This window comes from Pseudopedobacter beijingensis (genome assembly GCF_042678145.1).
Taxonomy (GTDB): domain Bacteria; phylum Bacteroidota; class Bacteroidia; order Sphingobacteriales; family Sphingobacteriaceae; genus Pseudopedobacter; species Pseudopedobacter beijingensis.
Genome location: NZ_JBHUDG010000016.1, coordinates 96976 through 123638, shown reverse-complemented (window position 1 = coordinate 123638; position 26663 = coordinate 96976). Strand labels below are relative to the sequence as shown.

The window sequence follows — 26663 nt, the reverse complement described above, 5'->3', positions numbered from 1 at the left end:
AAATATGGAAAACTCTCTGAGTTTCCCACATTCCAACAGGATAGCAATAGCAATTCTGATTGGAATTCTTTAGTTTTGGGTGTAGCTAGCTAGGGTAAGATTACAGAGCTCCTTCAGAAGTACTTAGGGAAGATGTTCCTCTTCGCTGTACTCATCGAAATGACAACTTTTTTATTTTTGATACAACCCTTATTATTATTGTGCTTTAAAATCTATATACAATCGTATTGATATTCATACCGGCACCTACAGAAGTAAACAATACAGCATCACCTTCGTTTATGGTATGAGAACCTAATTTCTTTTTTAGGATAAAATCCAACATGGTTGGGATAGAAGCTACAGAAGTATTACCAAATTTAGCAATGGTCATAGGCATAACACTATGATCTACATCTTTAATCTGGTACTGTCTTAGGAATCTTTTTAAGATTGCTTCGTCCATTTTTCCGTTTGCCTGATGTACCAGTACTTTTTTAATATCCTTAACATCAACATTAGATTTGTCCAATGCAGATTTCATCACCAGAGGAACATTTTTTAAGGCATATTCATATACCTTTCTCCCTTCCATTTTAATATATAAATCTTCAGGATGTTCATTCTCCGTTTTATCAGAAGGTCCCATTTTTAAATAGTAAGCTTCTTCAAAAGTGTGTGATTGTGTTTTATGAGATAAGATTCCTCTCTCTGTTCCTTCTTCAGCAGAAAGAATAGTTGCCCCGGCGCCATCTGCAAATATCATGGAATCTCTATCGTGTGGATCTGTAATTTTAGATAAAGTATCTGCTCCTATTACTAATACTTTTTTAGCATCTCCTGATCTGATAAAATAATCAGCCTGTATAATGCCCTGAACCCAACCCGGACAACCAAAAGGTAAATCGTAAGCAATACAATCAGGATTTTGGATTTGTAATTTATGTTTTACCCTACTGGCAATTGCAGGAAGAAAATCAACCCTGTTTTTACCTTCATGGATATCACCAAAATTGTGTGCCACTATTATATAATCCAGCTCTTCTGCAATTACTCCAGAGCTGTTTAACGCATCCATAGCCGCGAGATAAGCTATATCAGAAGTAGATTGATTGGGAGATGTATATCTTCTTTCCTCAATCTCTGTGATTGATTGAAATTTTTCTATAATTTCACGATTATCTTTTTCAATTTTAGTTCCATTCTTTTCATAAAAGCTATGGTTTAAAAAAGCTTCGTTTTTAATGACATTTTCTGGAACATAGCTCCCCGTTCCAATAATAACTGATCTTATTTTACTCATTTCTTTTTCATAGACCAAATACTGTTTTGGTCTTTAGTTTTAAAGGTAGGTAAAAAATAATATCTCACAAAATGTAAAAAAACAGAAAGCAAAATATAACCTGTATAAACTTTGTGAAATAAACCCGCTGAAGACAGCTATTTCTAGTATTAGAAACGATTATAAAACGGAAATTGTTTTCTAATTATGGTTTTAAAATAGAGTAAGTTGTTTGTTGTGGTTATTGGTAAAAAGGGTGTAATCCAGCGATACCCGATTTTTTGGTAACCCGGATTTTTTCATAGAAATTTTAAATAACTGATGAATAGCTTCTGCCTCTACGCCATTTCCGGTTAAGCGGTGCATCCAGCGCGAATCATTGAGTTTTCCATTATGACAGGCAGATATTCTGTTAATGGTTTTTTCTGCTCTATCAGGAAAGTTTTTATAAAGCCAATCTTTAAAAATATCTGAAATAGCACCGTTTAACCTTACAATAGTAAAATACGAGTTAACAGCGCCATTTATAGCAGCTGCTTCTATTATTTTAGGAATTTCCTCACTATTTAAACCTGGAATTATAGGAGCAACCATTACGTTAACCGGAATTCCGGCATCACTTAGTTCTTTTACAATCTTTAAGCGCCCTTTAGCAGTCACAGTGCGTGGCTCAAGAAGGTTTCTCAGGCTTTCGTTTAAAGAGGTAATACTGATACTGACCGAAACCAGGTTATTTTTCCTTAATTTAGAAAGCAGGTCAATATCTCGTAAAATAAGGCTGTTCTTGGTGATGATACTTACCGGATGTTTAAATTCTAAAAATACTTCGAGTAAAGACCTCGTAATTTTAAATTTTCTTTCTGCAGGTTGATAACAATCTGTATTACCAGAGAGAAGGATAGGTCCCGGTACATAATTTTTTTTGTTAAATTCTTCCCTAAGTAATTCGGCAGCTTTTGGTTTTATAATAATCTTTCGTTCAAAATCCAGCGCCGGATCAAATCCCCAATATTCATGTGAGTTTCTGGCATAGCAGTAAATACAACCATGTTCGCAACCTAAATATGGATTAATAGAATTTCCAAAAGACAGATCTTGACTTTTATTTCTGGAAATAATGGTTTTGGGGTATTCTACAATAAACTCGGTTTTTATATTTTCTGAAAGAAAAGATTCATCTAATCCTTCAATATGTTCCAGACTGTATTTTAGCTTGTTAAACCGGTTATTTATGTTTCCCTGGGCACCTCTCCCTTTTATATATTCAGAATTGTTATTTAGCATAGATATCAAAAATACTAATATTTTTAGTATTTTTGATATCTATAAATGTCTTAAATATGGCTATCATCCAGTAAAAAAACAAAAAGTTCTTTAGGCCCATGAGCGCCTAAAACCAAAGTTTTTTCTATATCAGCCGTACGGCTGGGACCGGTAATGTTACTTACCATAGTGGGTAAATTGCTGCCGTATTTATTTTTGATAATTTGGAAACCATCTTTAAGATCCATTACCATTTGAGAAGTATAGGCTATTACAATATGAACGTGAGGGTAAATGCTTAATCTTCTCCCTGCGCCATTAGCATTGCTTATTAAAATGGAGCCTGTACGAGCAATCAGGGCTTCGCAAAGGGTTAAACCAACCTCTGCCAGGTCAAAATCTTTATCGCTTTCGTAATAGGGATATTCGTATTTTTTGAGAAGATCCTGTAGTTGAGGTTCCCAGCAATAAATCTTTCTCCATTTTTTTTCTTCGGCAAGTAAAATTATATTTTCTATAAGATGTATCTCATCTTCACAAAAAACAAAATTGCCACTTACTTTAATCAACTCCTCTGCAAAAATGACTTCCGGAATTTCATCTGTTGGGGGATATAATGGAGCTTCTTCCAGATTTGGATAGGGATTATCTCGTTTTTCTAAAAGAGCCTTTCTTATTTTCTTTAATAATCTTTCTTTGGAAGTAGTTTCGTTCATTGTTGCAAATGTAATGATGTTTTGGAGCAAAAAAAATCCCCGTTTCCGGGGACTTTACTTTTAACTTTCAGAAGTAGTAATTTCTTCCTGTTTGTCTTCGGCTTCTACTTGTTTAGCATCTTCTGCAAGTAGTTCTGTTGATTCTTCGTCAAACGGACGTTTACCAAAAATTTCTTCCAGATCTTCTTTAAAGATAACTTCGGCAGTCAATAGCTTCTCTGCCAGTTTTATGAGCTTTTCTTTATTTTCTGTCAGTATAGCCAATGCTCTCTGGTATTGAGCTTCTATAATTTTGCTGGCTTCCTCATCTATAATTCTGGCTGTAGTTTCTGAATAAGGCTTAGTAAAGGCTTCCTGACCTCTGGAGTCATAATAAGAAATATTACCCAGTTTTTCATTCAAACCATATATAGAAACCATAGCGTAAGCCTGTTTGGTTACTTTCTCAAGATCGCTTAAAGCGCCGGTACTTATTTTTCCAAACATCAATTGTTCTGATGCACGACCTCCTAAAGCAGAACACATTTCATCTAAAATTTGCTCTGTTGTAGTAATACTACGTTCTTCTGGTAAATACCACGCAGCACCTAAAGATTGCCCACGAGGAACAATAGTTACTTTAATTAGCGGATGTGCGTGTTTTAATAACCATGAAATAGTAGCGTGTCCTGCTTCGTGAAATGCAATAGCGCGTTTCTCTTCTTTGGTTATTATCTTGTTCTTTTTCTCAAGACCTCCTATAATTCTGTCTACAGCATCTAAGAAATCTTGTTTGGTAACGGATTGGTTTCCTTTTCTTGCTGCAATTAAAGCTGCTTCATTACAAAGGTTAGCTATATCTGCTCCCGAAAAACCCGGAGTTTGCTTTGCCAGGAAATTAATATCTATACCGTCTTCCAGTTTAATAGGCTTCAAGTGAACATTAAAGATTTCTTTACGCTCGTTAATGTCTGGCATATCCACATAAATCTGTCTGTCAAAACGTCCAGGTCTTAACAAGGCATTATCCAGAACATCTGCCCTATTGGTTGCAGCCATAATAATGATACCGGAATCTGTACCGAAACCATCCATTTCAACCAGTAATTGGTTCAGGGTGTTTTCGCGCTCATCGTTTCCACCCATCATACTGTTTTTTCCTCTGGCTCTACCAATAGCATCAATCTCATCAATGAAAATAATACAAGGAGCTTTTTCTTTGGCTTGTTTAAATAGGTCTCTCACTCTTGAAGCACCTACACCCACAAACATTTCTACGAAATCTGAACCTGACATGGAGAAGAAAGGAACCTGAGCTTCTCCGGCAACAGCTTTTGCCAGTAATGTTTTTCCGGTACCGGGCGAACCAACTAATAAGGCACCTTTAGGGATTTTACCTCCCAGGTTGGTGTATTTTTTAGGGTTTTTAAGGAAATCTACGATTTCCATAACCTCTTGTTTTGCTTCGTTTAAGCCAGCAACATCATTGAATGTAATACTTACCTGACTTTCTTTATCAAAAAGCTGGGCTCTGGATTTTCCAATATTGAATATTTGGCCACCAGCTCCACCGGCACCACCACCGCTCATTCTTCTCATGATAAAAATCCACAGCAATGCAAAAAGCACAATTGGGAATATAACAGACCAAAACCATCCTGAGATGGGGTTGCTACGCGTTTCTGGCTGCACTCTAATCTTTTGATCATCAGGAATATTACTCTGCGATTGATCGAGCCTTTTTTCTAAAGCTTCGAAAGATCCGTCTTTAAAGGTGTATTGGGGACCATTGGTTGCACCAAAAGAGTTATTATCTCTAACATCTTTATACTTGTCTTCCTGTAAGCGATCTTTTTTGATATACACTTCAACGGTATACAAGTCATCCTGTTTGTAACCTACCAGTTTTTCTACATCACCGGCTTTAAGCATATCCTGCTCAAATTTTTGATAGGTAATCAATTTTGCAGTATTTACTCCTGCAAAAAACTGAACCCCCAAGATCGCCAACACAATTGCTGCGTAAATCCACATAATATTGAATTTGGGCGGCTTAGGGACTATCTTTTTCCCAGGAACTTTTTTAATTGATTTTTTCTTATCCAAACTATCTTTCATTTTGTTATTATAAAATGTTTTTAGGCACTTTGATATTCTTTAATTGTTGCGTCGCCCCAAAGATCCTCTATACCATAGAAAGATCTTTTATCGGTTCTAAAGATATGAACAACAATGTCAATATAATCTAATAATATCCATTCACAATGTTCGAACCCTTCTTTATGCACCGGATCCTGTCCACTAGCTTTATAAACTTCTTTTTCTACACTATCTGCTATTGCCCGCATTTGCGCAGATGATTCGGCATGGCAAATGATGAAATAATCTGCCACAGCACTATTTATATTTCTTAAATCAAGTCTAACAATATCATTACCTTTTTTCTCCTGTATTCCATGCACTACCAATGCCGAAATATCATTCCCATAATTAGCTTTTTTATTTTTTACCATTAAAAAATTTTAGTTTTGAAATATTAATTGAATCATATTGCAAAATAACATTTTTCCTACATTATTTGTTGGCAGAAGTATCCAAAAATTAATAGAAGTAGATTCTACAAACAATTTCCTTAAATTATTGCTGTCAAATTACGAGCCACCGCTTAATGGAACTGTAATTATGGCAGAAAACCAGACAGCTGGCAGAGGACAATATGGTAAGCAGTGGTTTTCTGCACCTGGACAAAACCTGACGGCCAGTTTCTATTTGCATACTTCTTTTGTCCCATTAAAGAACCAATTTTTATTAAATATGGTTTCTTCTTTGGCTGTTGTAGATTGTTTAACGCATTTTTTGGTAGAAGATTGTAAGGTTAAATGGCCTAACGATGTTTATTCTGGAAACAAGAAATTGTGTGGTATTTTAATAGAAAATAGAATTCAGGGAAACCATTTGAAAGATAGTATTATTGGTATTGGAATAAATGTTAATCAACAGCAATTTGCTGACACAACTGCCGCTTCTTCTATTTATGTTATTACGGGACAGCAGCAAAACTTGGATAAGGTGTTAGAGCAACTTTGTATTTGTTTGGAAAGGAGATATTTTCAATTACAGGAAGGAGAAGACATAGAGAAAGAATATTTATCAAAAATGTTCAGATTTGGTGAAGAGGCAGTTTTTGAATGTGCCGAGGGGAGATTTAACGGAGAGATCACAGGAATAGATGAAGTGGGTAGACTGGCAATAAAAACAAACGGAGAAATACGTTTTTTTGATATAAAAGAAGTCAGCTTTATACTTTAAAAGCTTATATTCGTCCGTATTGAAAAGGAATTTTATTAGAAAACGGATTTTGTAATAAATGGAAAATAAAATAAAAAAAATAGGTGTTCTGACCTCTGGTGGAGACTCTCCGGGGATGAATGCTGCAATTAGAGCGGTAGTTCGTACGGCTCTTTACTATGATTTGGAAGTGGTAGGGATTAGAAGAGGATATGAAGGAGCTGTAAATGGCGAATTTATAGAAATGGACCGCAAGTCTGTGGCTAATATTATTCAAAGAGGGGGTACTATTCTAAAAACAGCCAGAAGTAAAAGTTTTCAGACTAAAGAGGGCAGACAAAAAGCTTACGAACAACTGAAGTCTAAAGAGATAGATGCATTAGTTGTTATTGGCGGGGACGGAACTTTTACAGGAGCAACTGTTTTTGGTGAAGAGTTTGACCTTCCTATTATAGGTCTTCCCGGAACCATAGATAATGATCTTTTTGGTACTGATTTTACTATAGGTTATGATACGGCAATTAATACAGCTGTTGATGCTGTAGATAAAATCAGGGATACAGCTGAATCTCATGACAGGGTATTTATAGTTGAAGTAATGGGACGAGATAGCGGGTTAATAGCTTTGAGAAGCGGTATTGGTGTAGGAGCAGAAGCCATTATGATCCCTGAATCTAAGACCGGTGTAGAGCATTTAATTCATCGTTTAGAGGTTGGTCGTAAGGACAAGTCTTCTAAAATTATTATGGTTGCAGAAGGAGATGATGCAGGGGGCGCTTTTAAACTTGGAGATATTATTAAAGAGAAGTTTCCGCATTACGACACTCGGGTATCTATTCTGGGGCATATTCAACGAGGAGGTAAACCAACCTGTATGGATAGGGTGTTAGCCAGTCGTTTAGGAGTCGCGGCTGTTGAAGGTTTGTTAGAGGGAAGAAAGGCAGAGATGGCGGGACTCATTCACGGAAAAATCGTTTTTACTCCATTAGACCACGCGATTAAACATAATCAGGAAGTCAATCAAAGTCTACTTAAAATAGTAGAAATCCTGTCTTTATAATTCTCAGGTGCAAGAGAAGTAAAAAGGGCTGTATTAAAATACAAACTTTGTCATTTCGATTGGGAAGAGAAATCTTCCTCTAAAAACGTTCGGTAATCGAGGTAAACAAAGAACTTTAATACAGCTCTTTTCTTTATAAAAAAACGTTGAAATTAGTTTACAGTACCATTTACAATTTCTAATCTATATTTTTTTCCAACTTTTTGTTTAGGTATAGAAGGATAAAAAATACCAGAAGCAATAAATGTTGCAGGTATTACGGCAACAGCTGCTACTAATGAGGTAACGGCCGGATTAACATCTGCCTGAGAGCCTATGATAATTGCCGCTCCACCAATAATTGCATAAGAACCAATAAGGGCTGTTGCAAAACCGGCAGAATTACTTTTCTTAATTGCCTGGATATCTTCCAGATTTAGAGATATGGTTTTTCTTTGTTTAGTTTTTAAAACAATTCCTCTTTCAGTAATATCTTCTATTTTAGCGCTTACCCCAATAAATTCTTTGTTTTTTTTGAGTGCTAAAGAATCATTCAGCTTGGTAACAGGAAAAGAAACTCGTACCATGTCACCAATTTCTAATTCCTTTACTTTATTGTTTTTAAAAGTTTGTTTTATAACTCGTTGAGCAAATGTAGTTTCTATAAATAAAACCAGAAGCAAAGAGAGTACGTATTTCATTTTTAATGTATAAATTGCCAAATAAATATCGCAAAAAAATGTATTTTTCGTGAAATAATAAATTATTAGATATGATAAAAAAAGCATTCCTGTTTTTTGCCTTAGGTTTACTTGGTTCAAATATGTCCTATTCTCAAAATAATCCTATTATAGCTCATCGTGGAGCATGGAAGAATAATAATGTTCCCCAAAACTCAAGAGCGTCATTAAAAAAAGCAATTGAGCTTAAATGTTATGGGTCTGAGTTTGATGTACACATTACAAAAGATGATGTGCTGGTGATAAACCATGACAATGATTTTTTGGGTAAAGATATTGCAACAGCCACTTTTAAAGAACTGAGAAAGCTGAAAATGGCAAATGGAGAAAGAATACCTACTGTAGAAGAGTTTATTAAAATAGCTAAAAGCAAGAAAAATGCGCATCATACTAAGCTTATTTATGAAATTAAATCTTCAGGCTTAGGTAAAGAAAGAACTAAAGACAATGTAAGGAAATCTTTGGAGTTGGTTAAAAAACATCATGTAGAGGACTTGGTTGAATTTATATTGTTTGATTATGATGCAGCAAAAGAAATTATAGCATTAAAACCAGATGCTAAAGTTCAATCGCTTTCTGCTGTTGATCCAGAAAAAGCAAAAAAAGATAAACTTACCGGATTAGACTTTCATATGTCTGTATACGATAAAAACCAAAATTATATTTCCCTGGCTAAATCTTTGGGGCTTACTACCAATGTATGGACGGTAAATAAAGAGGAAGATATTAAGCGTTTTCTGCAAAAAGAGGTTAATTACATTACAACAGACGAACCTGAACGCGCTTTAAAGCTTTATGCTGAAACTAATAAAAAATAATTATCTGGTTTATAGTTAGATAATAAAATCAATTTAGTAATTTTGCGCTCCCTTACGTGTAAGGGGATATTGCAAAACTTTAATGAATTTAAAAAATGGCAACTAAAATCAGATTGCAAAGACACGGTAAAAAAGGAAAACCTTTTTACTACATCGTAGTGGCAGACTCTAGAGCTCCAAGAGACGGTAAATTTATCGAAAGATTGGGTTCTTATAACCCAAACACTAACCCGGCAACAATCGATATCAATTTTGATCAAGCGGTTAAATGGGTAGGTAATGGTGCTCAACCAACAGATACTGCAAGAGCGATTCTTTCTTACAAAGGTGTTCTTTACAAAAATCACTTAAATGGTGGTATTAGAAAAGGTGCTTTAACTCAAGAGCAGGCAGAAGCTAAATTTGAAGCTTGGTTAGAGGGTAAAGACGCTAAAATTGAAGCTAAAAAAGCTGGATTGTCTTCTAAAAAAGAAGAAGCTAAAAAAGCTAATTTAGTTGAAGAAACTAAAGTAAAAGAAGCTAAGGCTGCTGCAATTGCTGCAAAAAACACGCCTGTAGTTGAAGAAGAAGCTCCTGCTGCTGAAGAAGTAGTAGAAGCAGCTCCAGAATCTCAGGAAGAAGCTTCAGCAGAATAATCAATAAGATATTTTTGCTTTAAAAAGGGAATACTAAATGGTATTCCCTTTTTTATTGGCTACGATTTTTATAAAATAATCTGAATGAGGATAAAAGTAAAAGAAGTACAGTTGTTTGTTTATTGATAAAACTTAAAAGTTACATTAAAGCATCTCAGAAGTATCTTCTATCGAAGGATGAACGAAGGATGGAAATGGACTAATTATTTGATCATTAGTATTATATTCTAATTTAAGCAATTGTTTCTGTAATAAAAGCAATTATTTTATGGAGACTGAAAACGCCTAGATTAAAACAGATTATTGAACAAAAAATGATCCAAAAGAAAAGCCCGATTTTAAAACCGGGCTTTATCTTTAAAATTTATCTTTTATTTAGATAAGTACATTGACTTCTCTTTGTTTAGTTTTACGAAGTAAGGATCTTCTAACGTTTTGATAAACAGAATGGCTTCTCCGGTAGATTTCATCTCAGGGCCTAATTGCTTAGTAACCTCAGGGAATTTATCATAAGAGAATACAGGTTGTTTAATGGCATAACCCTCTAACTTCCTTTCTATAGTGAAATCTTTTAACTTTTTAGTGCCTAGCATTACTTTAGCAGCAATGTTTACATAAGGAACATCATATGCTTTAGCAATGAAAGGAACTGTTCTTGAAGCTCTTGGATTAGCCTCTATCACATATACATCTTCGTTTTTAATTGCAAACTGGATGTTCATTAAGCCTCTGATGTCTAGTGCTCTGGCTAGTTTTTCTGTGTAATCTTCCATTTTCTTGGTCACGTTTGCAGACAAAGTATATGGAGGTAATACAGCGCTTGAGTCTCCAGAGTGAATACCTGCAGGCTCAATATGTTCCATTAAACCAATAATATGAACTTGTTCACCATCGTAAATAGAGTCAGACTCGGCTTCTTCTGCTCTGTCCAGGAAGTGGTCAATTAAAACCCTGTTTCCCGGAAGATCACCAAGTAATTTAACAACAGCTCTTTCTAGGTCCTCGTCATTGATAACAATGCTCATTCCCTGTCCACCTAATACATAAGAAGGACGAACAAGTACTGGGTAGCCCACTTCGTTAGCTACTTTAATAGCTTCTTCCGCACTTTCAGCCACACCGTATTTAGGATATGGAATATCAAGTTCTTTTAATAAATCGGAAAAACGTCCGCGATCTTCCGCAATATCCATGTTTTCAAAAGACGTTCCAATGATTTTTACGCCATGTTGAGTTAATTTCTCGGCCATTTTAAGGGCTGTTTGTCCCCCAAGCTGAACAATAACTCCTTCTGGTTTTTCAAGATCTATAATCTCTCTAACATGCTCCCAGAAAACAGGCTCGAAGTAAAGTTTATCTGCCATGTTAAAGTCAGTAGAAACCGTTTCAGGGTTACAGTTAACCATGATAGATTCATAACCTTCTTCTTTTGCAGCGATTAATCCGTGTACACAAGAATAATCAAACTCTATGCCTTGTCCAATTCTGTTAGGACCAGAACCTAATACAATTACTTTCTTTTTATCAGAAGGAATAGATTCGTTCTCTCCTTCGTAAGTAGAGTAGTAATACGGTGTTTGTGCAGGGAATTCTGCCGCACAGGTATCAACAATTTTGTAAACTCTTCTTAAACCCAGTTCTTTTCTCTTCTCATAAACCTCGTCTTCGGTTACTCCTAATAACCAGGCAATTTGTACATCAGAGAATCCTTTTTGTTTAAGGGTTAGGAAAGTATCCTTAGGAATGTTGTTTAAAGAATAACGCTTCAGTTCGTTCTCCAACATCACCAATTCGTTGATTTCGTTTAAGAACCACTTGTCTATTTTTGTGGCTTTTCTAACAGATTCGATAGGAACCCCTATTCTTAACGCATCTTTTACAGCAAATAATCTGTCCCAGCTAGGGTGTTCCAGTTTGTACATGATGTCTTCAACATTTCTGTCTTGTTTGCCATCTGCACCCAATCCGGCTCTGCCAATTTCCAAAGACTGACAAGCTTTTTGTAAAGCTTCGTTAAAAGAACGACCTATACCCATTACCTCACCAACAGCTTTCATTTGTAAGCCTAATTCGGTGTTAGCTCCAGGGAATTTATCAAAGTTCCAACGAGGTATTTTAACGATTACATAATCTAACGTAGGCTCAAAATAAGCTGAAGTTGTTTTTGTAATCTGGTTTTGTAATTCATCTAAGTTATATCCGATAGCCAGTTTCGCAGCAATTTTAGCAATTGGATATCCTGTAGCTTTTGACGCTAAGGCTGAAGATCTGGATACACGAGGATTAATTTCAATGGCAATGATATCATCATTAGCAGGATTTACCGAGAATTGAACGTTACAACCTCCGGCAAATGTACCAATAGCCCTCATCATTTTGATGGCCTGATTACGCATATCCTGATAAGCTCTGTCAGAAAGTGTCATTGCAGGAGCTACTGTTATAGAATCTCCCGTATGGATTCCCATAGGGTCGAAGTTTTCTATAGAACAGATAATGATAACATTATCATTACTGTCTCTCAGTAATTCAAGTTCAAACTCTTTCCAGCCAATAACAGCTTGCTCTACCAAAACTTCGTGAGTTGGAGAAGCCGTAAGACCTTTAGTCAAAGCAGCATCAAACTCCTCTTTTTTGTGAACAAAACCACCACCAGAGCCTCCTAATGTATAAGAAGGGCGTATTACTAAAGGAAAGCCAATTTCTTGGGCGGCTTCTTTACCTTCCAGAAAAGAGTTGGCAATTTTAGAGGGAGCTACACCAACACCAATGTCAACCATTAGTTGTCTGAACTCTTCTCTGTTTTCCGTTTTTTCAATTGCAGCAATGTCAACACCGATGATTTTTACTCCATATTTTTCCCAAATCCCTCTTTCATCAGCTTCTTTTGCTAGATTTAATGCTGTTTGTCCTCCCATGGTAGGCAATACGGCATCAATTTTACGTTCTTGTAAAATCTGCTCAATAGAGTCTACATTTAAAGGAAGCAGGTAAACATGGTCTGCAATCACTTTATCCGTCATAATAGTTGCCGGATTAGAGTTGATAATGGAAACCTCAATTCCTTCTTCTTTTAAAGACAAAGCAGCTTGGGAACCAGAGTAGTCAAATTCACAAGCTTGACCGATAATGATTGGACCTGATCCGATGATCAGGACTGATTTAATTGACGTGTCTTTTGGCATTAGCGTAAATTATTTTCGGGTTTTCTTACGCAGGCGATAGGAAAATCCCGACTTGTTTGTCGGGATGCAAAGATAAGGGAAAAAAATGAATTTGTTGAAATCAGGGTTATTTTAATTTTGTAAAAATAATACACATCTGGCAGATGAAAAGTAAATAAGGGCTCTACGTATTTATGACAAACTTTTTTACCCTTTTTTTATTATAACTAAACAATGATTGTAAAAAAACAAAGAAATGCTGCTGTTAAAGTTTACCTGCCTTGGATTGCGGCACTTGCCTTTTTTATGCAGTCTTTGGATGGTACAATTTTAAATACCGCCTTACCTGCTATTGCTAAAGATTTAGATCAGTCGCCTTTGCAAATGCAGTCGGTTATTATATCTTATACCCTTACTTTGGCTATTTTAATTCCTTTAAGTGGTTGGCTGGCCGATAAAATAGGTACAAAGGTGACTTTCTCTGTGGCAGTTGGACTTTTTACACTGGGGTCTTTATGTTGTGCTTTAAGTGCTGATATTAACCAGTTGATTTATTCCAGGATTTTGCAGGGAACAGGAGGTGCAATGATGGTTCCGGTGGCTCGTTTAACAATCCTTTATGCTTATCCTAAAAAGTTGCTGTTAAAAGTACTCAACTTTGTTATTATTCCGGGAATGATAGGTCCTTTGATAGGTCCGAGTTTGGGCGGGTGGATAGTTGATTTAGCTTCGTGGCATTGGATTTTCCTGATCAATATTCCTATAGGGATTTTTGGAATAGTAATGGCAATTTACGCTATGCCCAATTTTAAGAAACAGACCGGTTCCTTTGATCTTTTGGGTTTTGTTTTTTTTAGTGGAGCATTAACCCTGATTACCCATGCCATGGAAATGAGTTCGTCCAGGCAAATTCAAGGATATTATGTGTTGATTTCTTTATTAGTAGCTGCTTCTTTGATTTTCTGCTATATCAAACATGCCAGAAGACATAAAAATCCATTAATCAGGTTAGAGCTTTTTAAAATAAGAACATTAAGAATAGGTTTAATAGGTAGCCTGGCAACAAGATTAGGCATAGGTGGTTTTCCGCTATTGCTCCCTTTGATGCTGCAAGTGGGTTTTGGTTATTCTGCTACCATTTCCGGAATGATGTTAATTCCTTCTGCTGCTGCAAATCTTTTTGCAAAACCTTTTGTTACCAAGGTGGTAAGAAAGTTGGGCTATAAAAAGGTTCTGGTAAGTAATACATTTCTTTTAGCGGTTATTATTGCTCTTTTCTCGCTTCCTAATCAACAAACCCCTATTTATTTTCTGATACCTTTATTACTCGCGTATGGAATGGTTAGCTCTATGCAGTTTTCGACAATGAATACTATTTCTGTAGCCGATTTAGATGCCGATAATTCTAGTGAAGGAAACAGTATGATTGCTGTTACTCAACAGCTTTCTATAAGTTTTGGTATTTCAATTACATCGTTACTGCTGGGCGCTATGCATCAGGTGCATTTTAAAACAGATGCCTCTATCAATGTTTTTAAATATACTTTTCTGATTTTAGGGATTATTACGGCTTTATCTTCTTTGGTGTTTTCCCGTTTAAAAGAAACAGACGGGAATAATCTATCTGGGCATAGGGAGTTGGAGTCTTGATGTTTTTCTTATTTTGTAAGAAAGGGTATTTACAATTGTTTAATGTAACATAGCCAAAATTTTAGGAAAATGTTCCATTCTGTTTCTGGACAAACAGCATACAGCTTATTAATCTCTCCGGAATGATTCAGCATTTATACTGAGGTGAGTCCACGTTTTTACATAGAAATGTGGATTTTTAGCGGAAACTTATCAGGTTTAATCATTCTAAATATAGTACTTGTTTTCTATGCTTGTCCAATCTGTCTGCCTTTAAGGGAAAAGCATTTTAGCTAAGAGCACCGGGTGTAGTTTGTGCTTTTTTTAGCTTGCAAAACCAGGGAGTGATTAAGCACCTATAAATCTGACGATTTGGATATAAAAAACATCTCGTTTAAATTCTGGACTTATATTAGTTATTGTTCTGGATTGAGTGTGTTTTTAAAAAGGAGACAAAGGGTGATTATTATACGTGTACTTTTCCTTTTGTCTCCTTCTTTCCTCTTTAAAAAAACAGATTATTCAGCCAGTTTATACTTGAAAATCTGTGCACATCTTCTTCCGTTGTTGCTAGATCCAAACCCTAAGTATAAAAAACCTCTTCTAACTTTTATTCCCTCCGCTTCCATATATCCGGTTGAGGTTATTTCTTGTTCTTTAAGTGTTTCTAACGAAGACAGGGCTTTTACTTCTGTTCTCTCCTCAATTATTCTCCCATCAAAATCAAATACGGAAACATATGCCTTTCCAGAGATAATACTGTTATTTGGCCCTCCTTCTCCATCGTAATAATACATTCTGTTCTTGCATACATCAAACCCCTGCCAGGATAAAGGAGTATTGGGAATATCAAACCTTGCCACTGGTTTTAGTTTTGTAAGATCATGGACTTGTAGTTCGGGAGCAATTTTTTCATCAGCGTCTTCAGCTGTGTTGCCATAAGTCAATTCCATTATTCTTATAATAGAGAGGGGCAATGCTTTCGCTTCGCTTAATTTATATACAACAAAACAGTTTCGGCCTCGTTTTTTTTCATCTGCATAGCTAATGGCCAAAAGGTCATTTTCCACATCAACTGTGGGACTTAAATGTTTGTAGGGACCAATGTAATAATTGTCTTCTGCATCAAAGTTCTTCAAAGTCTTTCCGGGAGAATACTTTACCCTTGAAACCACTTGTTCTTGCCAGTAGTGACCGTTTGGATATCTGGTCGCAAAGTTTCCTATCCAGATATAGTTGTCATTTTTTTCTTTTTCAAGTGCAATATTGGTACTGTGTCCATAATATAGCAATGTCATAAAGTCCTGTGGTGCAGAATTTGGTTTTCCACGTGAGATTCTGACTTTATATTTATCGGTAACATGAGAATAAAATATATTGTCTTCAGTATCCATGTCAAAACCCTGCATAATGGCATTGTCGGGCAAATCTGCATTTTTGCTGTAAATAATCTTTTCTGTTAAGGGGAGTGCGAGTAGCTCTTTTATACTGGTATTGTTCTTCTCTTTTTTTTGAACCTGAGGAGATTCAAGAGAGCCATTGGCTTTTCCACAGGTTAAGGAAAACAAGCCCAAAATTGTTATAGAACAAATTAAAGATCTATTTTTAATGCCTACATTTTTCATGCTTAATATTTTTATTGATTAATTGTTTTTTGTTGATATGCTTTTTCTATTATTGGATAATATTTTTTAAAATAATAGTTCGCCATAGTGATTGGGTTACCCTTGGTTTCTATTGTATACTTTTCATTGCTATTTACCCAGTTCCATTCCCAGTCTTTTATAGTTGTTTCAAAAAGTATAAGATCCATTTCCTTGTTATTGACGATTGCTTCGTTGGCAAGATCAAAGAATTGTTGCCAACGGGGTTTGTAAAACCCTTTTAACATTCCGCTCCATTGCTTGCAAGCATAGTCATGTAGTTCACTATTCTTATCTCCCCACAGGGTAATTAAGTTACGGGCATTTTTTTCGTAAATTGACTTTTCTTCTGGTGTTAGACCTTTTGATTTAGCTTGTTCTAGCCAGTTTCCCAAGAGGAATTCTTTTCGGGTAGCAAGTAATTGATCTATATCTTCTATAAGGTTTAGAAAATCAATGCTGTTTTTTTTGAATGCATTGCCGTTTCTTTCGATGTAGTGTTTTGCTAATTGTTGTTGTAAAATGTTTGAATAGTTGGCCATTACCTGTCTGGTTATATCTATAAGGTCGTATTGGAAACCGTCACTGTTTTTGAGATCAGGAGCAGCCTGTATTAATGCCTTCCATGCAGGTAAAAGCTCTTCAGGGTTGTAGGGAATTCTTAAAGTTGTTGAGCTTTTGGGTTTAGGTAAAAGAGATGGACGGAAAGTAAGAATGTTAGATAAACCACTTGAAGTAACCGTGTCTGAGTAAACTGTTTTTTTAAGTATGCTCCAGGCTTTTTCTGCATGATGATTTTCTTTTCCATATCTGCGTAGCGTATATCCCTTTAACCATTTTTCTACATTAATAGCTTTGTCTGTCCAGACATTTTCCAGCATTAATTCATATATAACAGGATTTTGCTCAATCCCTTCCATAGTAAGGCCTATGCCAGATAATTTTCCTGCCGCGGGATTATATAAGGTTGCTGAAGGGGTGCTTGCTATTCTTTCCATGGTTCCATTCATAGCGGTATTTTGTCCGAAATTGTTTAGCATACACCATATCCACGGTTTACCAAAATAGGCTTCTGTGCGATTCCATACCGGATAACGCTCACTCCATAAGTCCAGAATAATCATTTTATCATTCGGAACAGCATTTAATAAAGCTTTTGTTTGTTTTTCTCCCCAAAACTTTGCGCCATGATGGAAAAGCCATCCCTGCATAACCCATATGGCTTGGGGGTCTGCGGAAGACATGGCCTGATAAACTTTTTGACTTACGTTATTTAAGTAAATGGAATCATTGACAGGAGGAGTGTTTTCATTAAATGTATCTGCCGTGTACAGGTGGTTGGTACCGTATTCCTTGGTTTGTTCTTCTATGAATTTTTTGCCAATTAGGGTAAACATCGGTTCGTTGGGGTCAAGGATATAAACTTCTGGAAATCCCACCCAACTTGTTTTTTTGAGCTGTATATTAGAAAACTTATCCTTAAAAGAAGGAGGTACATGACCTGTAAAGGCCGGAAGAATAGGAGTCATCCCAAAGGCGCGTTCACGTTCTAATATTTTTTTCTGTAAGGCTTGTTCGCCCTCTATCCAACTTTTGGGTAAAGGCCCTCCCCAGCTGTCAAGATTACCCATCCAAAACCAGCTGAAATATGCAGGTCCACTGAAGAAGTTTTCCAATTCTTTTTCAGAAAACCCTAGCTCTTTGTAAACCTTTGCCCATATGGCATTTTGTCCTGTTAATGCAAGAGGCATATTGATCCCATTGAGTGCCATCCAATCAATCTCTTTTTCCCAACGTTCCCAATTCCACCAACTCATAGTATAATTGAAAGTGCAATAATTCAGGTAATAGCGGTATTGATAAGGAGTAACTTTCCGAATAACATTTTTTGGATGCGGAAGGGTTTTGGGTAAATTCAGGTTTATTCCGTTCCATGTAATACTACAGTTTGCAATATACTTAAGATAATGGTTTAAAGCCCCTGCAACAGATAGGGCATTACTTCCACGAAGTATAATTTTGTCGTTAATACTTTCTATCTCAAATACGTCTTTACCGTTTTCAGCAGGAATAAGTTCTGTTATAAACGATGTTGCTTTCTCTTTTAATATCCGTTTAATTAATGCGTTGGCCTCGGTTATGTCAGTTTTTTTCGAATGGCTTTGCGCTTGTACTACACCTATATGAGAAAAACATACAGACAAAAGAATTATCATTTTTATTTCCATGTAGGGAAACTTTAAAAAAGATAATGAGTGTGCTTGCATAGTTGTTTTTTTAAATCCCTATTGACGAGGATGTGATGATTTAGTGCTTGACGGTTTTGTTAATCAATCTTTTATATACTTTCGCGTGTTTTAACATGCCTATGTCTGTTGGATGGTTTCCATCTACAGAATCGTTCATGTTCAAACCAATATCTTTTTGTGTTAAATAGAACAAATTTTTTATTCCCTTTGCTTTCAGTTCTTTGAATGTATTGAAAGAGATGTTATTGGCCCTTATTAAGCTGGATGTACGAACAGAATCCATTCTGTTTTCCAGATAGGCGGAGTTGTCTGCGAAAACTATTGGTGTGTTTGGGTATTTTGCCCTAATGGTATTGGTTGCGTAAATCATTTTACTTTTAATGTTTTCTGGTTCGTTTACTATATTGGGGAGGCAGTCTATGATGAACATCTTTGCGTCCTTTTCTACAATTAAGTCTATCAATTCTTTTTCTAAACGGCCATTTCCTGAAAACCCAAGGTTTATGACGGGTGAATCTAGTTCTCTGTTCAGGATATTTGTCCATGCCATTCCTGGCCTGGAAGCACAGCCTCCCTGGGCTATAGATGTTCCGTAAACGATAACAGGTTTTTCATTTGAAACAGGAATAAACTGAAATGTACTGCCTGCAGGAACCCCTATTTCTAGCCATTCAACACTATTATATAATGGTAGGTATAAATGAAAAGAAGATTCATTTTTATTCTTTAGTTTACCCAAGCTCAGGTTGGTATATTTATAGGTTATGGTATCTTTAAATTGAAATTTTCCATTTGCCCAGGCCCATGAGCCATCGGTGTTTTCCGAGAATAAATCTAAACCTGATACTCCTGTAGCTGGAAAATGGCTCATGGCATATTTTTTACTTTGAGTTGTATACCTTACAATTATTTCTTTAGCATTGGTATTGAAGATCAATTTCAGTCCGGCAGAGTTTTTAGATAAATCCCATACTTCTTTTCTTATGTTTTTTTCTGCTTTGGCAGGAAGCCTGTCATAAAAGGAGCTTATATCCTTACCGCTCCATATTTGATTATGTACTACCCGAAAGGATTGTTTGGCTGGATTATGCCAAACAATACCTTGTTCTTTTTGGGCCAGAGATGGTTTAATAATAATTAATAATGGGAAAAATAATAAATATTTGATTTTGAAAATTTTCATTTACTTATTGTATTACGGGTTGATATCTAAATATATTTGCGGCTCTTATATCCCCTTCTCGAGAGGCAAAACCAAGATATAAATGTCCATTTCTAACTTTTATTCCCTCAGCTTCCATATATCCGGTTGAGGTTATTCCTTGTTGCTGAAGCGCTGGTACAGAAGCTATAGCCTGAACTTGTGTTCGACGTTCTACAATTTGTCCATTGAAATCGAATATCGTGACATAGGCTTCTCCGGGGGCGCCGTTATTGGCGCCTCCTTTCCCTTCATAGTAATATAGCTTTCCATTGCTTATGTCAAACCCTTGCCAATCGAGAGGAGTAAGGTTAACATCAAATGCAGCTATGGGGGTCAGTTGTCTTAAATCCCGAACAGGAATGGTGGGAGAAACGGTTACTTCGGCATCGCCGCCACTGCCGCCATAGGTTAACTGTTGCAAGGTTACAGAAGATATGGCCAGAGATTTAACCTCATCCAGCTTGTATAGAACAAAACTGTTTTTGTTAGGTCTTTCGCTGGAATAACTTATGGCTAATATGTTGTTTTCAAAGTCAATAGTTGGATTTAAATGCTTGTAAGGGCCTATATAGTAGTTTTCAACAGCTTCATGATTACGATACGTTGCTCCCGGAGCGTACTTTATTCTTGAAACAACTTGCTCTGCCCAGTAGTTACCATCTACGTATTTTGTTCCGTAATTACCAATCCATACGTAATGATCGTTTGCTTGTTTTTCTACTGCCATATTGGTACTATGACCAAAGTATCTAAGCGTCATTAAGCTTTCGGGGGTAGAGTTAGGGAGTCCTTTAGATATTTTTACCATATACTTGCCCGCTATATGTGAATAAAAAACATTGTTGTTAGCATCTATGTCGAACCCTTGCATAACTACATTATCTGCCAGTTGTACATTTTTGCTGTAAATCATTTCCGAACTTAAGGGAAGGTCTATGCCTGTTGTAGAGTTCTGGTTTGTGTTTGCTGGTGCGTCCCATAAATTATTGCATTTTATAAAACAGATAAGGCTATTTGCCATGGTTTCATTATCCAGAGCTTTTGGGTGTCCACCTCTCCCTATATATTCGAAAAAGTGGACGAATATTTTGTTATCATTCAACTGGTTTGCTGCGCTGGTAACATAGTTTTTCCAACGGTTATTTTGATTTGGGTTTACCGAACTACCTCCAAGAGCGCAAATAATATTTGTATTTGGGTATTTCTGCCTTAGGGTAGAGATAAAGTTTTTATAGGCGTTAATGATAAATTCATCTGTGGGCGGGCCGCTCGGGAAGCTTGAACTATAGTATGAGTTTCCACTTGGGTTGTTTATTATAGAGGCATCATTATTCAATAGGTTTACGACCACAATATCTGGTTGGTAGTTGTTAAAATCCCAGGTTCTATTGTTGTCATAAGGATCGATTTTGTTATATAGTAATGGCATTTTCGTATCGGTGGTACTAACCATTAAGCCAATACCTCCCTTGGCTATTGCGCTATATTGGGCATTGAAATACCTTGCTGTTCTGGCAGCAAAACCTAAATAATTGTTTTCATATTTGCTATGTGCATGGTCTTCTGCCGGATTATTAGGATTATGGTATTCATTGGAATAGCCTACTGTTATAGAGTTTCCGTAAAATTCTATTTTACGGGTCTTGGTTTGGACGACAGGTAGGAAAGTTCCGGTGCCAGTCAGTTTTAAATTGTGAAATTTGGTATGAAACCTTGGATATCCTTCATGGAAGCCATTAAGGCGTACTAATTCGATGGTGTGTTCGGTATTGCTTAAGCCCTGTGCTAGCGTATAGTATTTTTTTGAACCCGACACAACAAGTTTTTGGGCTTGTACTATATTGTCTAGTATAATATAGTAGTAATTATCTGCTCCGGCAGGAATTTCCAGTTCTGCTTCTATACCTGTGCCTATGAATCTGCTTTTTATAGAAGTGCCGGGCCAGTATACCCCTAAACCGTTTGTTTCTGTTAAATCTACACGGCCTTCGTATAAGATTCTGCTGTCTGTGTAATCAACAGTTGTCTGTGTAAATCCAGATAATTTACACAGGAATATTAGTACACTCAATAAGAATAATTTCTTTTTTAGGTTCATTTTTAGTGCTTGTTTTTGGTGTAAACTAACTATCGTGTTATTATGCCTAATGATGGAAAAGGAAGGCGTTTCTGTGTTTTTTGCCGATACTCAAACTTTGTAGTTTAGTACTACGACAAAAAACACAGAACCTTCACCGTTGGCATTAGCCTAAGTACTATTATAAAAGCTTCTCTGTGAAGACTTTCTCGTCTATAGAAATATTTATTATAAAAGGCGATTTATGTTTGCTAAGGTCCAGGGTAAACTGATTCGGTCCTTCTGTGATATAAACCTCTTTTTTTATTAATATCCTTCCCAAAATATCACTGACTATAACTTGTGTTTTTTGCACTTTTTTTGCTGTTAGTTTAATATTTACCTGATTGTTTACTGCCAGCCATGCTTTGAAATCTTGGGTTTGAACGGAGAACCTTACAGGTATTGGACTGTTCGTTTCACTTTTGCCATCAATATCTACCTGACGTAATTGATAGTAGTATAAGCCTTCGCTTACATTAACATCAGTAAAGCTATATGAATGCATTGCTGATGTTGTGCCACTTCCTTTTACTGTTCCTACCACCTCAAAATTTTCTCCATCTATAGATTTTAGTATTTCAAAATACGCATTGTTTATTTCAGATGCGGTGGTCCATCTTAATTCTATCCCACGTGTTGACTGGCTAGCTTTAAAGCTTTCTAGTTTTATTGGTAATGTAGAGTTTTCTACAGGGGCCCAGGCCAAGCTTCGTACAAAATATTTTTTACCGCCTATTTCCTCGTCTTTAAAGTTTTTTAACAGTGAAGATGTTGCATTAATCGTTTCATCGAATTTTGCTAAATCTACTATTTTAACTAATCTTCCGGCATCGTTAGTAATATTGGTTCCGCTTCCTATAGTAAACAATTCTATACTTTTAAAAGTGGTGCCGTCTGTTTCATAGAGGACTTTTCCTACTATACTGCTTACTCCGCCACCTAAAGGCAAAGCACTTATAGGAATATAGCCTTTAAATGTTATGGTATTAGCCGCCTCGTTAACCAGGTATTTCTTTATACCGGGACTTGATCCTGTTCCATTTCCATCACATATATAAATAACTTTTTGGCCAGCTTTATTTGTGAGAGCAATCATGCCTACAGCAGAAGGTTTAGCATTATTGTCTGTGGCATCTGGAGATAATGTGAAAGCCTGTACTGTTTGCCCTGTGGTTTTTGGGAGATCTACAGCAGGACCAATCCTCCGGATTGACCCATTGTAACCCATCAATACCTTTTTTCCATCTAAATGTGCCGTCCATGCATAGTCCCCTCCGATACGGGTCGTGTTTGCTTCAGACCCTACCGTGAGATAATGAATGCCTCCGGCAGAGGAAGCATTGCCGAACCATATTCCTGTCCCATCATAAGACACTGCTGCCCGCATCCAGCCTGTGGTAAAAGCGTTGGTAAATCGTGTAGTGCTGTTAATATTGCCTGCATGGTCTACTAAAGCAAATGATGGTTTGATATTGTCATAGGTAGCATTTGTGTAATGGACATTTGTCCCTGTAGGAATACTATAACCCTGAACAACAAGATATCTGCCGTCCACAGACCTTGAAATATGGTGCGTTGCTCCGCTTGAACCATTACCTACTACGCGATAATTAAGCTTACCGCTTATTGTAGTTTCTTCGGTGGGTAAGGCTACTGTTTTTTTTACACCGCAAGAGATACAATTGGGATCCCATTCGTCTAGAAACATTGGTAATGCGCCGTTACCGTTTGTGGTTTCTCCTCCTCCGCTGGTCGTTTCATCGTGTGGGATTCTTAATAACACTAAATTACCTTCAGTGAAATCTTGGGAGTAGAGTGATGTACCTAAAAGAGTGGCCATCATTGTAAAGGAAAGTAGTTTTTTCATTTTCATAAAAATTAAATTATTTAAAGAATTAATTTATGGGGCTAAAAGAGATAGATCTATATTGGCGATGCGTTCCGCTTGCATTAAGTATAAGCTGAGGAGTGGCTTTAATTTCTTGCATAAAGCCACTGCCATCTTTTATTAAGAAAACTTTTGAATCACCCTGTAATGGATTATCCGTATGGCAGATTATATATAGAGAAACGGATCCATCTTTTTCTACTTTACCTTCTACAGCTTTGGCATTTGCTAGCTCTACTATTCCATTTGCAATCCAAAGCTTACCATCGTATGAATATTTCCTTACGCCTTTAGTTCGGGCAGCATCCATTACGTACATTACTTTATGGGGGCTAGCCTGGTCTGTACTTAAGTTGGCGAGGTAAAAATCAAAAGCATCCATCGGGTAATCCTCTTTGTTTAAATGATTAAGCTTTATAGTCGCTAATGTATCGTTGGTACGAGGAATAGAATGTCCTATTTGGAACATAGCGGTTTTGAGGCTGGCATAAAGCGTGTTCTCGAAAATTCTAATTATCCTTGATCCGGGTATTGCCGCACCTATGTTTACTCCTTTTGTTGCTCCTTTTTTTACATAATAAGGACCACTATTATATCGGGGAACGGTTTCGCCAGATAACCAAAACTCAGAACCATCTATCGCTGTTGCAGATCTGTAGCTTATTTCGGAAAAGGCATTATCTATGGCGCCCCCCATTTCTACTTTTTTGTCAGCATTTACAGTTGCTACTGCTCTGGGTACAGATTTAGACGATTGTCTGTTTACATTTCTTCCTTCTGTAGCAGCATATCCCGGTATGATGATGAGCTTTTTATTAGCAGATCTGGTCATATAGCCTTCCCATGAAATAGATCCGTTCATGGTAATGGGTTGACCTTCTTTTGCTGTAGAAGGAAGCTTTAATGTTTGTATAAGCTTTGGGTATTCGGGGTTACTAAAATCCCATTCATCCAGGTATATGGCCATTCCCAGATTGCCGTTATTTGAAGGGTCTTTTGATCCCCCACTACCACCAATATTATGCCTTAAAAGAATTAGATTATCTGGAGAAAATGCTTGTGAAAAAGATTGATGTGTCTCTAACAACAACAATATTAGTAATAACAATTTATATTTCATGATGATCTTTTCTATTTATTAATGAGATTGATTTTGCTGGTAACACTTCTTCTGCCAGAGGGAGTGATTACCACAGATTTAAAAATCCTTTCCTCTCCTTTGGGTATGTGTATTTTTACAGGGTTTGTGTATAAATAGTCCATCTCAGTTGGTGTATATCCATTTATAGAGTAATAGATTTTGGCATTTTTTACTGAAGGCTTAAGTTTTATTTCTATCGTTTCGCCCAATAAAGTATCTTGCTCTACACCAATGGTCTGGGGTACGCGGTAGGTTTTTCCGGTTTTATCAAATCGGTATAGGTGTTCTGATACTCTTATTTGAGAAAAGTTCTCCCAGTTTTTGTTTTCTAAAGTGGTCCATCCAATCTCTGCTAAGGCATATATTCTTGGCATAATATGGTAAAGAACCTTTTCGAGTGTCTTTATATATTCTGTCCATAAATTTGCCTGAACACCAATTACATGTTTCTGAAATTCGGGAGCCAGGGTGTCTAAAGAAGGGTTAAAAGAATATACTTGTTTAAGCGAAACGTGTCGGGTAGGGTAAGCGGAGCTTATTGTTTGGGGTTCTTCGGAAGAGATACTTTCTCTATTGTCAAAATAAAGATGTGTGCTTGGAGTCATGATTACATCATGATGTTGTTTAGCGGCGGCTATTCCTCCTTTTACTCCCCTCCAGCTCATTACCGTTGCATTTGGAGCTAAGCCTCCTTCAAGAATTTCATCCCATCCAATAATGGATCTGCCTTTTCCATTCAGGTATTTTTCTATACGTTGTACAAAATAAGATTGCAGTTCATGCTCATCTTTAAGCTTGTTCTCTTTAATTCGATTCTGGCAGTATTTGCAGGTTTTCCATTTGGTTTTTGGACATTCATCTCCTCCAATATGTATATATTTTGAAGGGAAAAGCAAAAGAACTTCGTCTAGTATATCTTGTAAAAAGGTAAATGTAGACTCTTTCCCAGCGCAATATACATCGTCAAATATTCCCCAACCCATGGTTGCTTTATAAGGCCCCGGATTTTCTCCACAGCCGTATTCCGGATAAGCAGAAAGCGCTGCCAATGAGTGGCCCGGAAGCTCTATTTCTGGAATTACATTGATGTATTTTGAGGCAGCATAGGCAACTACTTCTTTTACTTCGTCTTGAGTATAATATCCGCCGTAAGGGGTTTTGTCGTAAACATGTTGTTTATCTTTCAGGTGATTAATGAGTGTGCCTTCTCTGGTTCCACCAATGCTTGTCAGTTTCGGGTACTTTTTAATTTCGATACGCCAGCCCTGATCTTCTGTTAAATGCCAATGAAAGTTGTTAAGCTTATAATGAGCCATTAAGTCTATGTAAGATTTAATGAAAGAAACCGGAAACAGGTGCCGGCCGACATCTAAATGTAGTCCACGGTATTTATATCTTGGAATGTCTTTTATTTCTAACGCTGCAAGAATATTATTATCTGAAGCTAGTATGATTTGCAACAATGACTGCAAGCCGTAAAAAACACCTTGTTCGGTTGATGAACTTATTTTAATACCAGTATTATCTATTTTTAAAGAATAAGCTTCGTGGATGTTGTCTGTTTTTGTCTTTTCTAAAACTATGCTTTGTGAATGTTTAGTTTCTTTTGTGGGGATTTGTGCAATAATTTCTTTGGTGAACCTGTCTAAAGTTTCAGGTTTTTGCTTGAAACCCTTGTATACAATAGCTTGTTTACTGCCAATTACATATTCAGTACCCAAATATTTGATACTATTGGGTTGTGGAATGATTTTTACTTCGTTTACATCTTGAGCAAAGGAATTTTCCGATAAGAAGAAGAGACCTATTAAGGTTAATAGCTTTGATATTTTCATAATTTAGGTCGTATATCTAAAAAGAATGCCCTTTCCCAAAATCTTTTTGATT

The 26663-nt window shown here is 36.5% G+C and carries 19 protein-coding genes; 5 read left to right on the top strand and 14 right to left on the bottom strand.

Annotation, left to right across the window (positions count from 1 at the left end; all coding sequences use genetic code 11):
• Positions 1-205: 205 nt before the first annotated feature.
• The 5 genes from ACFSAH_RS11130 to rsfS form a co-directional block, all read right to left on the bottom strand.
• Positions 206-1282 carry a 3-oxoacyl-ACP synthase III family protein gene (locus ACFSAH_RS11130; RefSeq protein ID WP_379662811.1) on the bottom strand — a complete coding sequence of 359 codons (1077 nt, stop codon included), beginning with the start codon at positions 1280-1282 and terminating at the stop codon, positions 206-208.
• A gap of 192 nt (positions 1283-1474) precedes the next feature.
• On the bottom strand, positions 1475-2545 hold the full coding sequence (locus ACFSAH_RS11125) for a PA0069 family radical SAM protein (protein WP_379662810.1): 1071 nt from the start codon (positions 2543-2545) through the stop codon (positions 1475-1477).
• Positions 2546-2595: 50 nt separating this feature from the next.
• On the bottom strand, positions 2596-3240 hold the full coding sequence (locus tag ACFSAH_RS11120; RefSeq protein WP_379662809.1) for a LutC/YkgG family protein: 645 nt from the start codon (positions 3238-3240) through the stop codon (positions 2596-2598).
• Positions 3241-3300: 60 nt separating this feature from the next.
• A complete protein-coding gene (ftsH, locus tag ACFSAH_RS11115; protein ID WP_379662808.1) occupies positions 3301-5337 on the bottom strand; it encodes an ATP-dependent zinc metalloprotease FtsH in 2037 nt (678 codons plus the stop codon).
• 20 nt (positions 5338-5357) lie between these two features.
• On the bottom strand, positions 5358-5732 hold the full coding sequence (gene rsfS / locus ACFSAH_RS11110; protein ID WP_379662807.1) for a ribosome silencing factor: 375 nt from the start codon (positions 5730-5732) through the stop codon (positions 5358-5360).
• Between the two features lie 37 nt (positions 5733-5769).
• Between rsfS and ACFSAH_RS11105 the strand changes: the two genes are divergently transcribed.
• Both ACFSAH_RS11105 and pfkA read left to right on the top strand, forming a co-directional pair.
• Positions 5770-6528, top strand: coding sequence for a biotin--[acetyl-CoA-carboxylase] ligase (locus ACFSAH_RS11105; RefSeq protein ID WP_379662806.1), 759 nt, complete (start codon positions 5770-5772; stop codon positions 6526-6528).
• A 58-nt stretch (positions 6529-6586) separates the two neighbouring features.
• Positions 6587-7567 (top strand): 6-phosphofructokinase, encoded by a 981-nt coding sequence (pfkA, locus tag ACFSAH_RS11100; RefSeq protein ID WP_379662805.1) that lies wholly within the window; start codon positions 6587-6589, stop codon positions 7565-7567.
• Between the two features lie 152 nt (positions 7568-7719).
• Here pfkA and ACFSAH_RS11095 read toward each other — a convergent pair whose 3' ends face one another.
• The gene (locus ACFSAH_RS11095) at positions 7720-8247 is read right to left on the bottom strand and encodes a hypothetical protein (RefSeq protein ID WP_379662804.1); all 528 of its coding nucleotides are present in this window, start codon (positions 8245-8247) and stop codon (positions 7720-7722) included.
• Between the two features lie 71 nt (positions 8248-8318).
• Between ACFSAH_RS11095 and ACFSAH_RS11090 the strand changes: the two genes are divergently transcribed.
• Positions 8319-9104 carry a glycerophosphodiester phosphodiesterase gene (locus ACFSAH_RS11090; protein WP_379662803.1) on the top strand — a complete coding sequence of 262 codons (786 nt, stop codon included), beginning with the start codon at positions 8319-8321 and terminating at the stop codon, positions 9102-9104.
• A 95-nt stretch (positions 9105-9199) separates the two neighbouring features.
• Complete coding sequence (locus ACFSAH_RS11085) at positions 9200-9739, top strand: 30S ribosomal protein S16 (protein ID WP_379662802.1); 540 nt, start codon at positions 9200-9202, stop codon at positions 9737-9739.
• 371 nt (positions 9740-10110) lie between these two features.
• On the opposite strand, the gene carB is transcribed toward ACFSAH_RS11085, so the two are convergent.
• Positions 10111-12924, bottom strand: coding sequence for a carbamoyl-phosphate synthase large subunit (carB, locus tag ACFSAH_RS11080; RefSeq protein WP_379662801.1), 2814 nt, complete (start codon positions 12922-12924; stop codon positions 10111-10113).
• Between the two features lie 213 nt (positions 12925-13137).
• Between carB and mdtD the strand changes: the two genes are divergently transcribed.
• On the top strand, positions 13138-14553 hold the full coding sequence (mdtD, locus tag ACFSAH_RS11075; protein ID WP_379662800.1) for a multidrug transporter subunit MdtD: 1416 nt from the start codon (positions 13138-13140) through the stop codon (positions 14551-14553).
• 497 nt (positions 14554-15050) lie between these two features.
• On the opposite strand, the gene ACFSAH_RS11070 is transcribed toward mdtD, so the two are convergent.
• From ACFSAH_RS11070 to ACFSAH_RS11040, 7 genes are all read right to left on the bottom strand, one after another.
• Complete coding sequence (locus ACFSAH_RS11070; RefSeq protein WP_379662799.1) at positions 15051-16157, bottom strand: hypothetical protein; 1107 nt, start codon at positions 16155-16157, stop codon at positions 15051-15053.
• Between the two features lie 11 nt (positions 16158-16168).
• Positions 16169-18403, bottom strand: coding sequence for an alpha-N-acetylglucosaminidase (locus ACFSAH_RS11065; RefSeq protein WP_379662798.1), 2235 nt, complete (start codon positions 18401-18403; stop codon positions 16169-16171).
• Between the two features lie 79 nt (positions 18404-18482).
• Complete coding sequence (locus tag ACFSAH_RS11060) at positions 18483-19607, bottom strand: SGNH/GDSL hydrolase family protein (RefSeq protein WP_379662797.1); 1125 nt, start codon at positions 19605-19607, stop codon at positions 18483-18485.
• A gap of 4 nt (positions 19608-19611) precedes the next feature.
• A complete protein-coding gene (locus ACFSAH_RS11055; protein ID WP_379662796.1) occupies positions 19612-21726 on the bottom strand; it encodes an SGNH/GDSL hydrolase family protein in 2115 nt (704 codons plus the stop codon).
• 160 nt (positions 21727-21886) lie between these two features.
• Positions 21887-23614, bottom strand: a complete 1728-nt coding sequence (locus ACFSAH_RS11050; protein WP_379662795.1) for a hypothetical protein — start codon at positions 23612-23614, stop codon at positions 21887-21889.
• Between the two features lie 28 nt (positions 23615-23642).
• Positions 23643-24755, bottom strand: coding sequence for a hypothetical protein (locus ACFSAH_RS11045; protein WP_379662794.1), 1113 nt, complete (start codon positions 24753-24755; stop codon positions 23643-23645).
• Positions 24756-24766: 11 nt separating this feature from the next.
• A complete protein-coding gene (locus ACFSAH_RS11040; RefSeq protein WP_379662793.1) occupies positions 24767-26611 on the bottom strand; it encodes a beta-N-acetylhexosaminidase in 1845 nt (614 codons plus the stop codon).
• Positions 26612-26663: the final 52 nt, after the last annotated feature.

Excerpts from the sequence above, each read along its gene's own strand:
- ACFSAH_RS11050 (WP_379662795.1), bottom strand. The coding sequence starts at position 23,614 with ATGAAAAAACTACTTTCCTTTACAATGATGGCCACTCTTTTAGGTACA.
- carB (WP_379662801.1), bottom strand. The coding sequence starts at position 12,924 with ATGCCAAAAGACACGTCAATTAAATCAGTCCTGATCATCGGATCAGGT.
- pfkA (WP_379662805.1), top strand. The coding sequence starts at position 6,587 with ATGGAAAATAAAATAAAAAAAATAGGTGTTCTGACCTCTGGTGGAGAC.
- ACFSAH_RS11070 (WP_379662799.1), bottom strand. The coding sequence starts at position 16,157 with ATGAAAAATGTAGGCATTAAAAATAGATCTTTAATTTGTTCTATAACA.
- ACFSAH_RS11120 (WP_379662809.1), bottom strand. The coding sequence starts at position 3,240 with ATGAACGAAACTACTTCCAAAGAAAGATTATTAAAGAAAATAAGAAAG.
- mdtD (WP_379662800.1), top strand. The coding sequence starts at position 13,138 with ATGATTGTAAAAAAACAAAGAAATGCTGCTGTTAAAGTTTACCTGCCT.
- ACFSAH_RS11085 (WP_379662802.1), top strand. The coding sequence starts at position 9,200 with ATGGCAACTAAAATCAGATTGCAAAGACACGGTAAAAAAGGAAAACCT.
- ACFSAH_RS11060 (WP_379662797.1), bottom strand. The coding sequence starts at position 19,607 with ATGAAAATTTTCAAAATCAAATATTTATTATTTTTCCCATTATTAATT.
- ACFSAH_RS11040 (WP_379662793.1), bottom strand. The coding sequence starts at position 26,611 with ATGAAAATATCAAAGCTATTAACCTTAATAGGTCTCTTCTTCTTATCG.
- rsfS (WP_379662807.1), bottom strand. The coding sequence starts at position 5,732 with ATGGTAAAAAATAAAAAAGCTAATTATGGGAATGATATTTCGGCATTG.
- ACFSAH_RS11090 (WP_379662803.1), top strand. The coding sequence starts at position 8,319 with ATGATAAAAAAAGCATTCCTGTTTTTTGCCTTAGGTTTACTTGGTTCA.
- ACFSAH_RS11065 (WP_379662798.1), bottom strand. The coding sequence starts at position 18,403 with ATGGAAATAAAAATGATAATTCTTTTGTCTGTATGTTTTTCTCATATA.
- ACFSAH_RS11130 (WP_379662811.1), bottom strand. The coding sequence starts at position 1,282 with ATGAGTAAAATAAGATCAGTTATTATTGGAACGGGGAGCTATGTTCCA.
- ftsH (WP_379662808.1), bottom strand. The coding sequence starts at position 5,337 with ATGAAAGATAGTTTGGATAAGAAAAAATCAATTAAAAAAGTTCCTGGG.
- ACFSAH_RS11055 (WP_379662796.1), bottom strand. The coding sequence starts at position 21,726 with ATGAACCTAAAAAAGAAATTATTCTTATTGAGTGTACTAATATTCCTG.
- ACFSAH_RS11095 (WP_379662804.1), bottom strand. The coding sequence starts at position 8,247 with ATGAAATACGTACTCTCTTTGCTTCTGGTTTTATTTATAGAAACTACA.
- ACFSAH_RS11125 (WP_379662810.1), bottom strand. The coding sequence starts at position 2,545 with ATGCTAAATAACAATTCTGAATATATAAAAGGGAGAGGTGCCCAGGGA.
- ACFSAH_RS11045 (WP_379662794.1), bottom strand. The coding sequence starts at position 24,755 with ATGAAATATAAATTGTTATTACTAATATTGTTGTTGTTAGAGACACAT.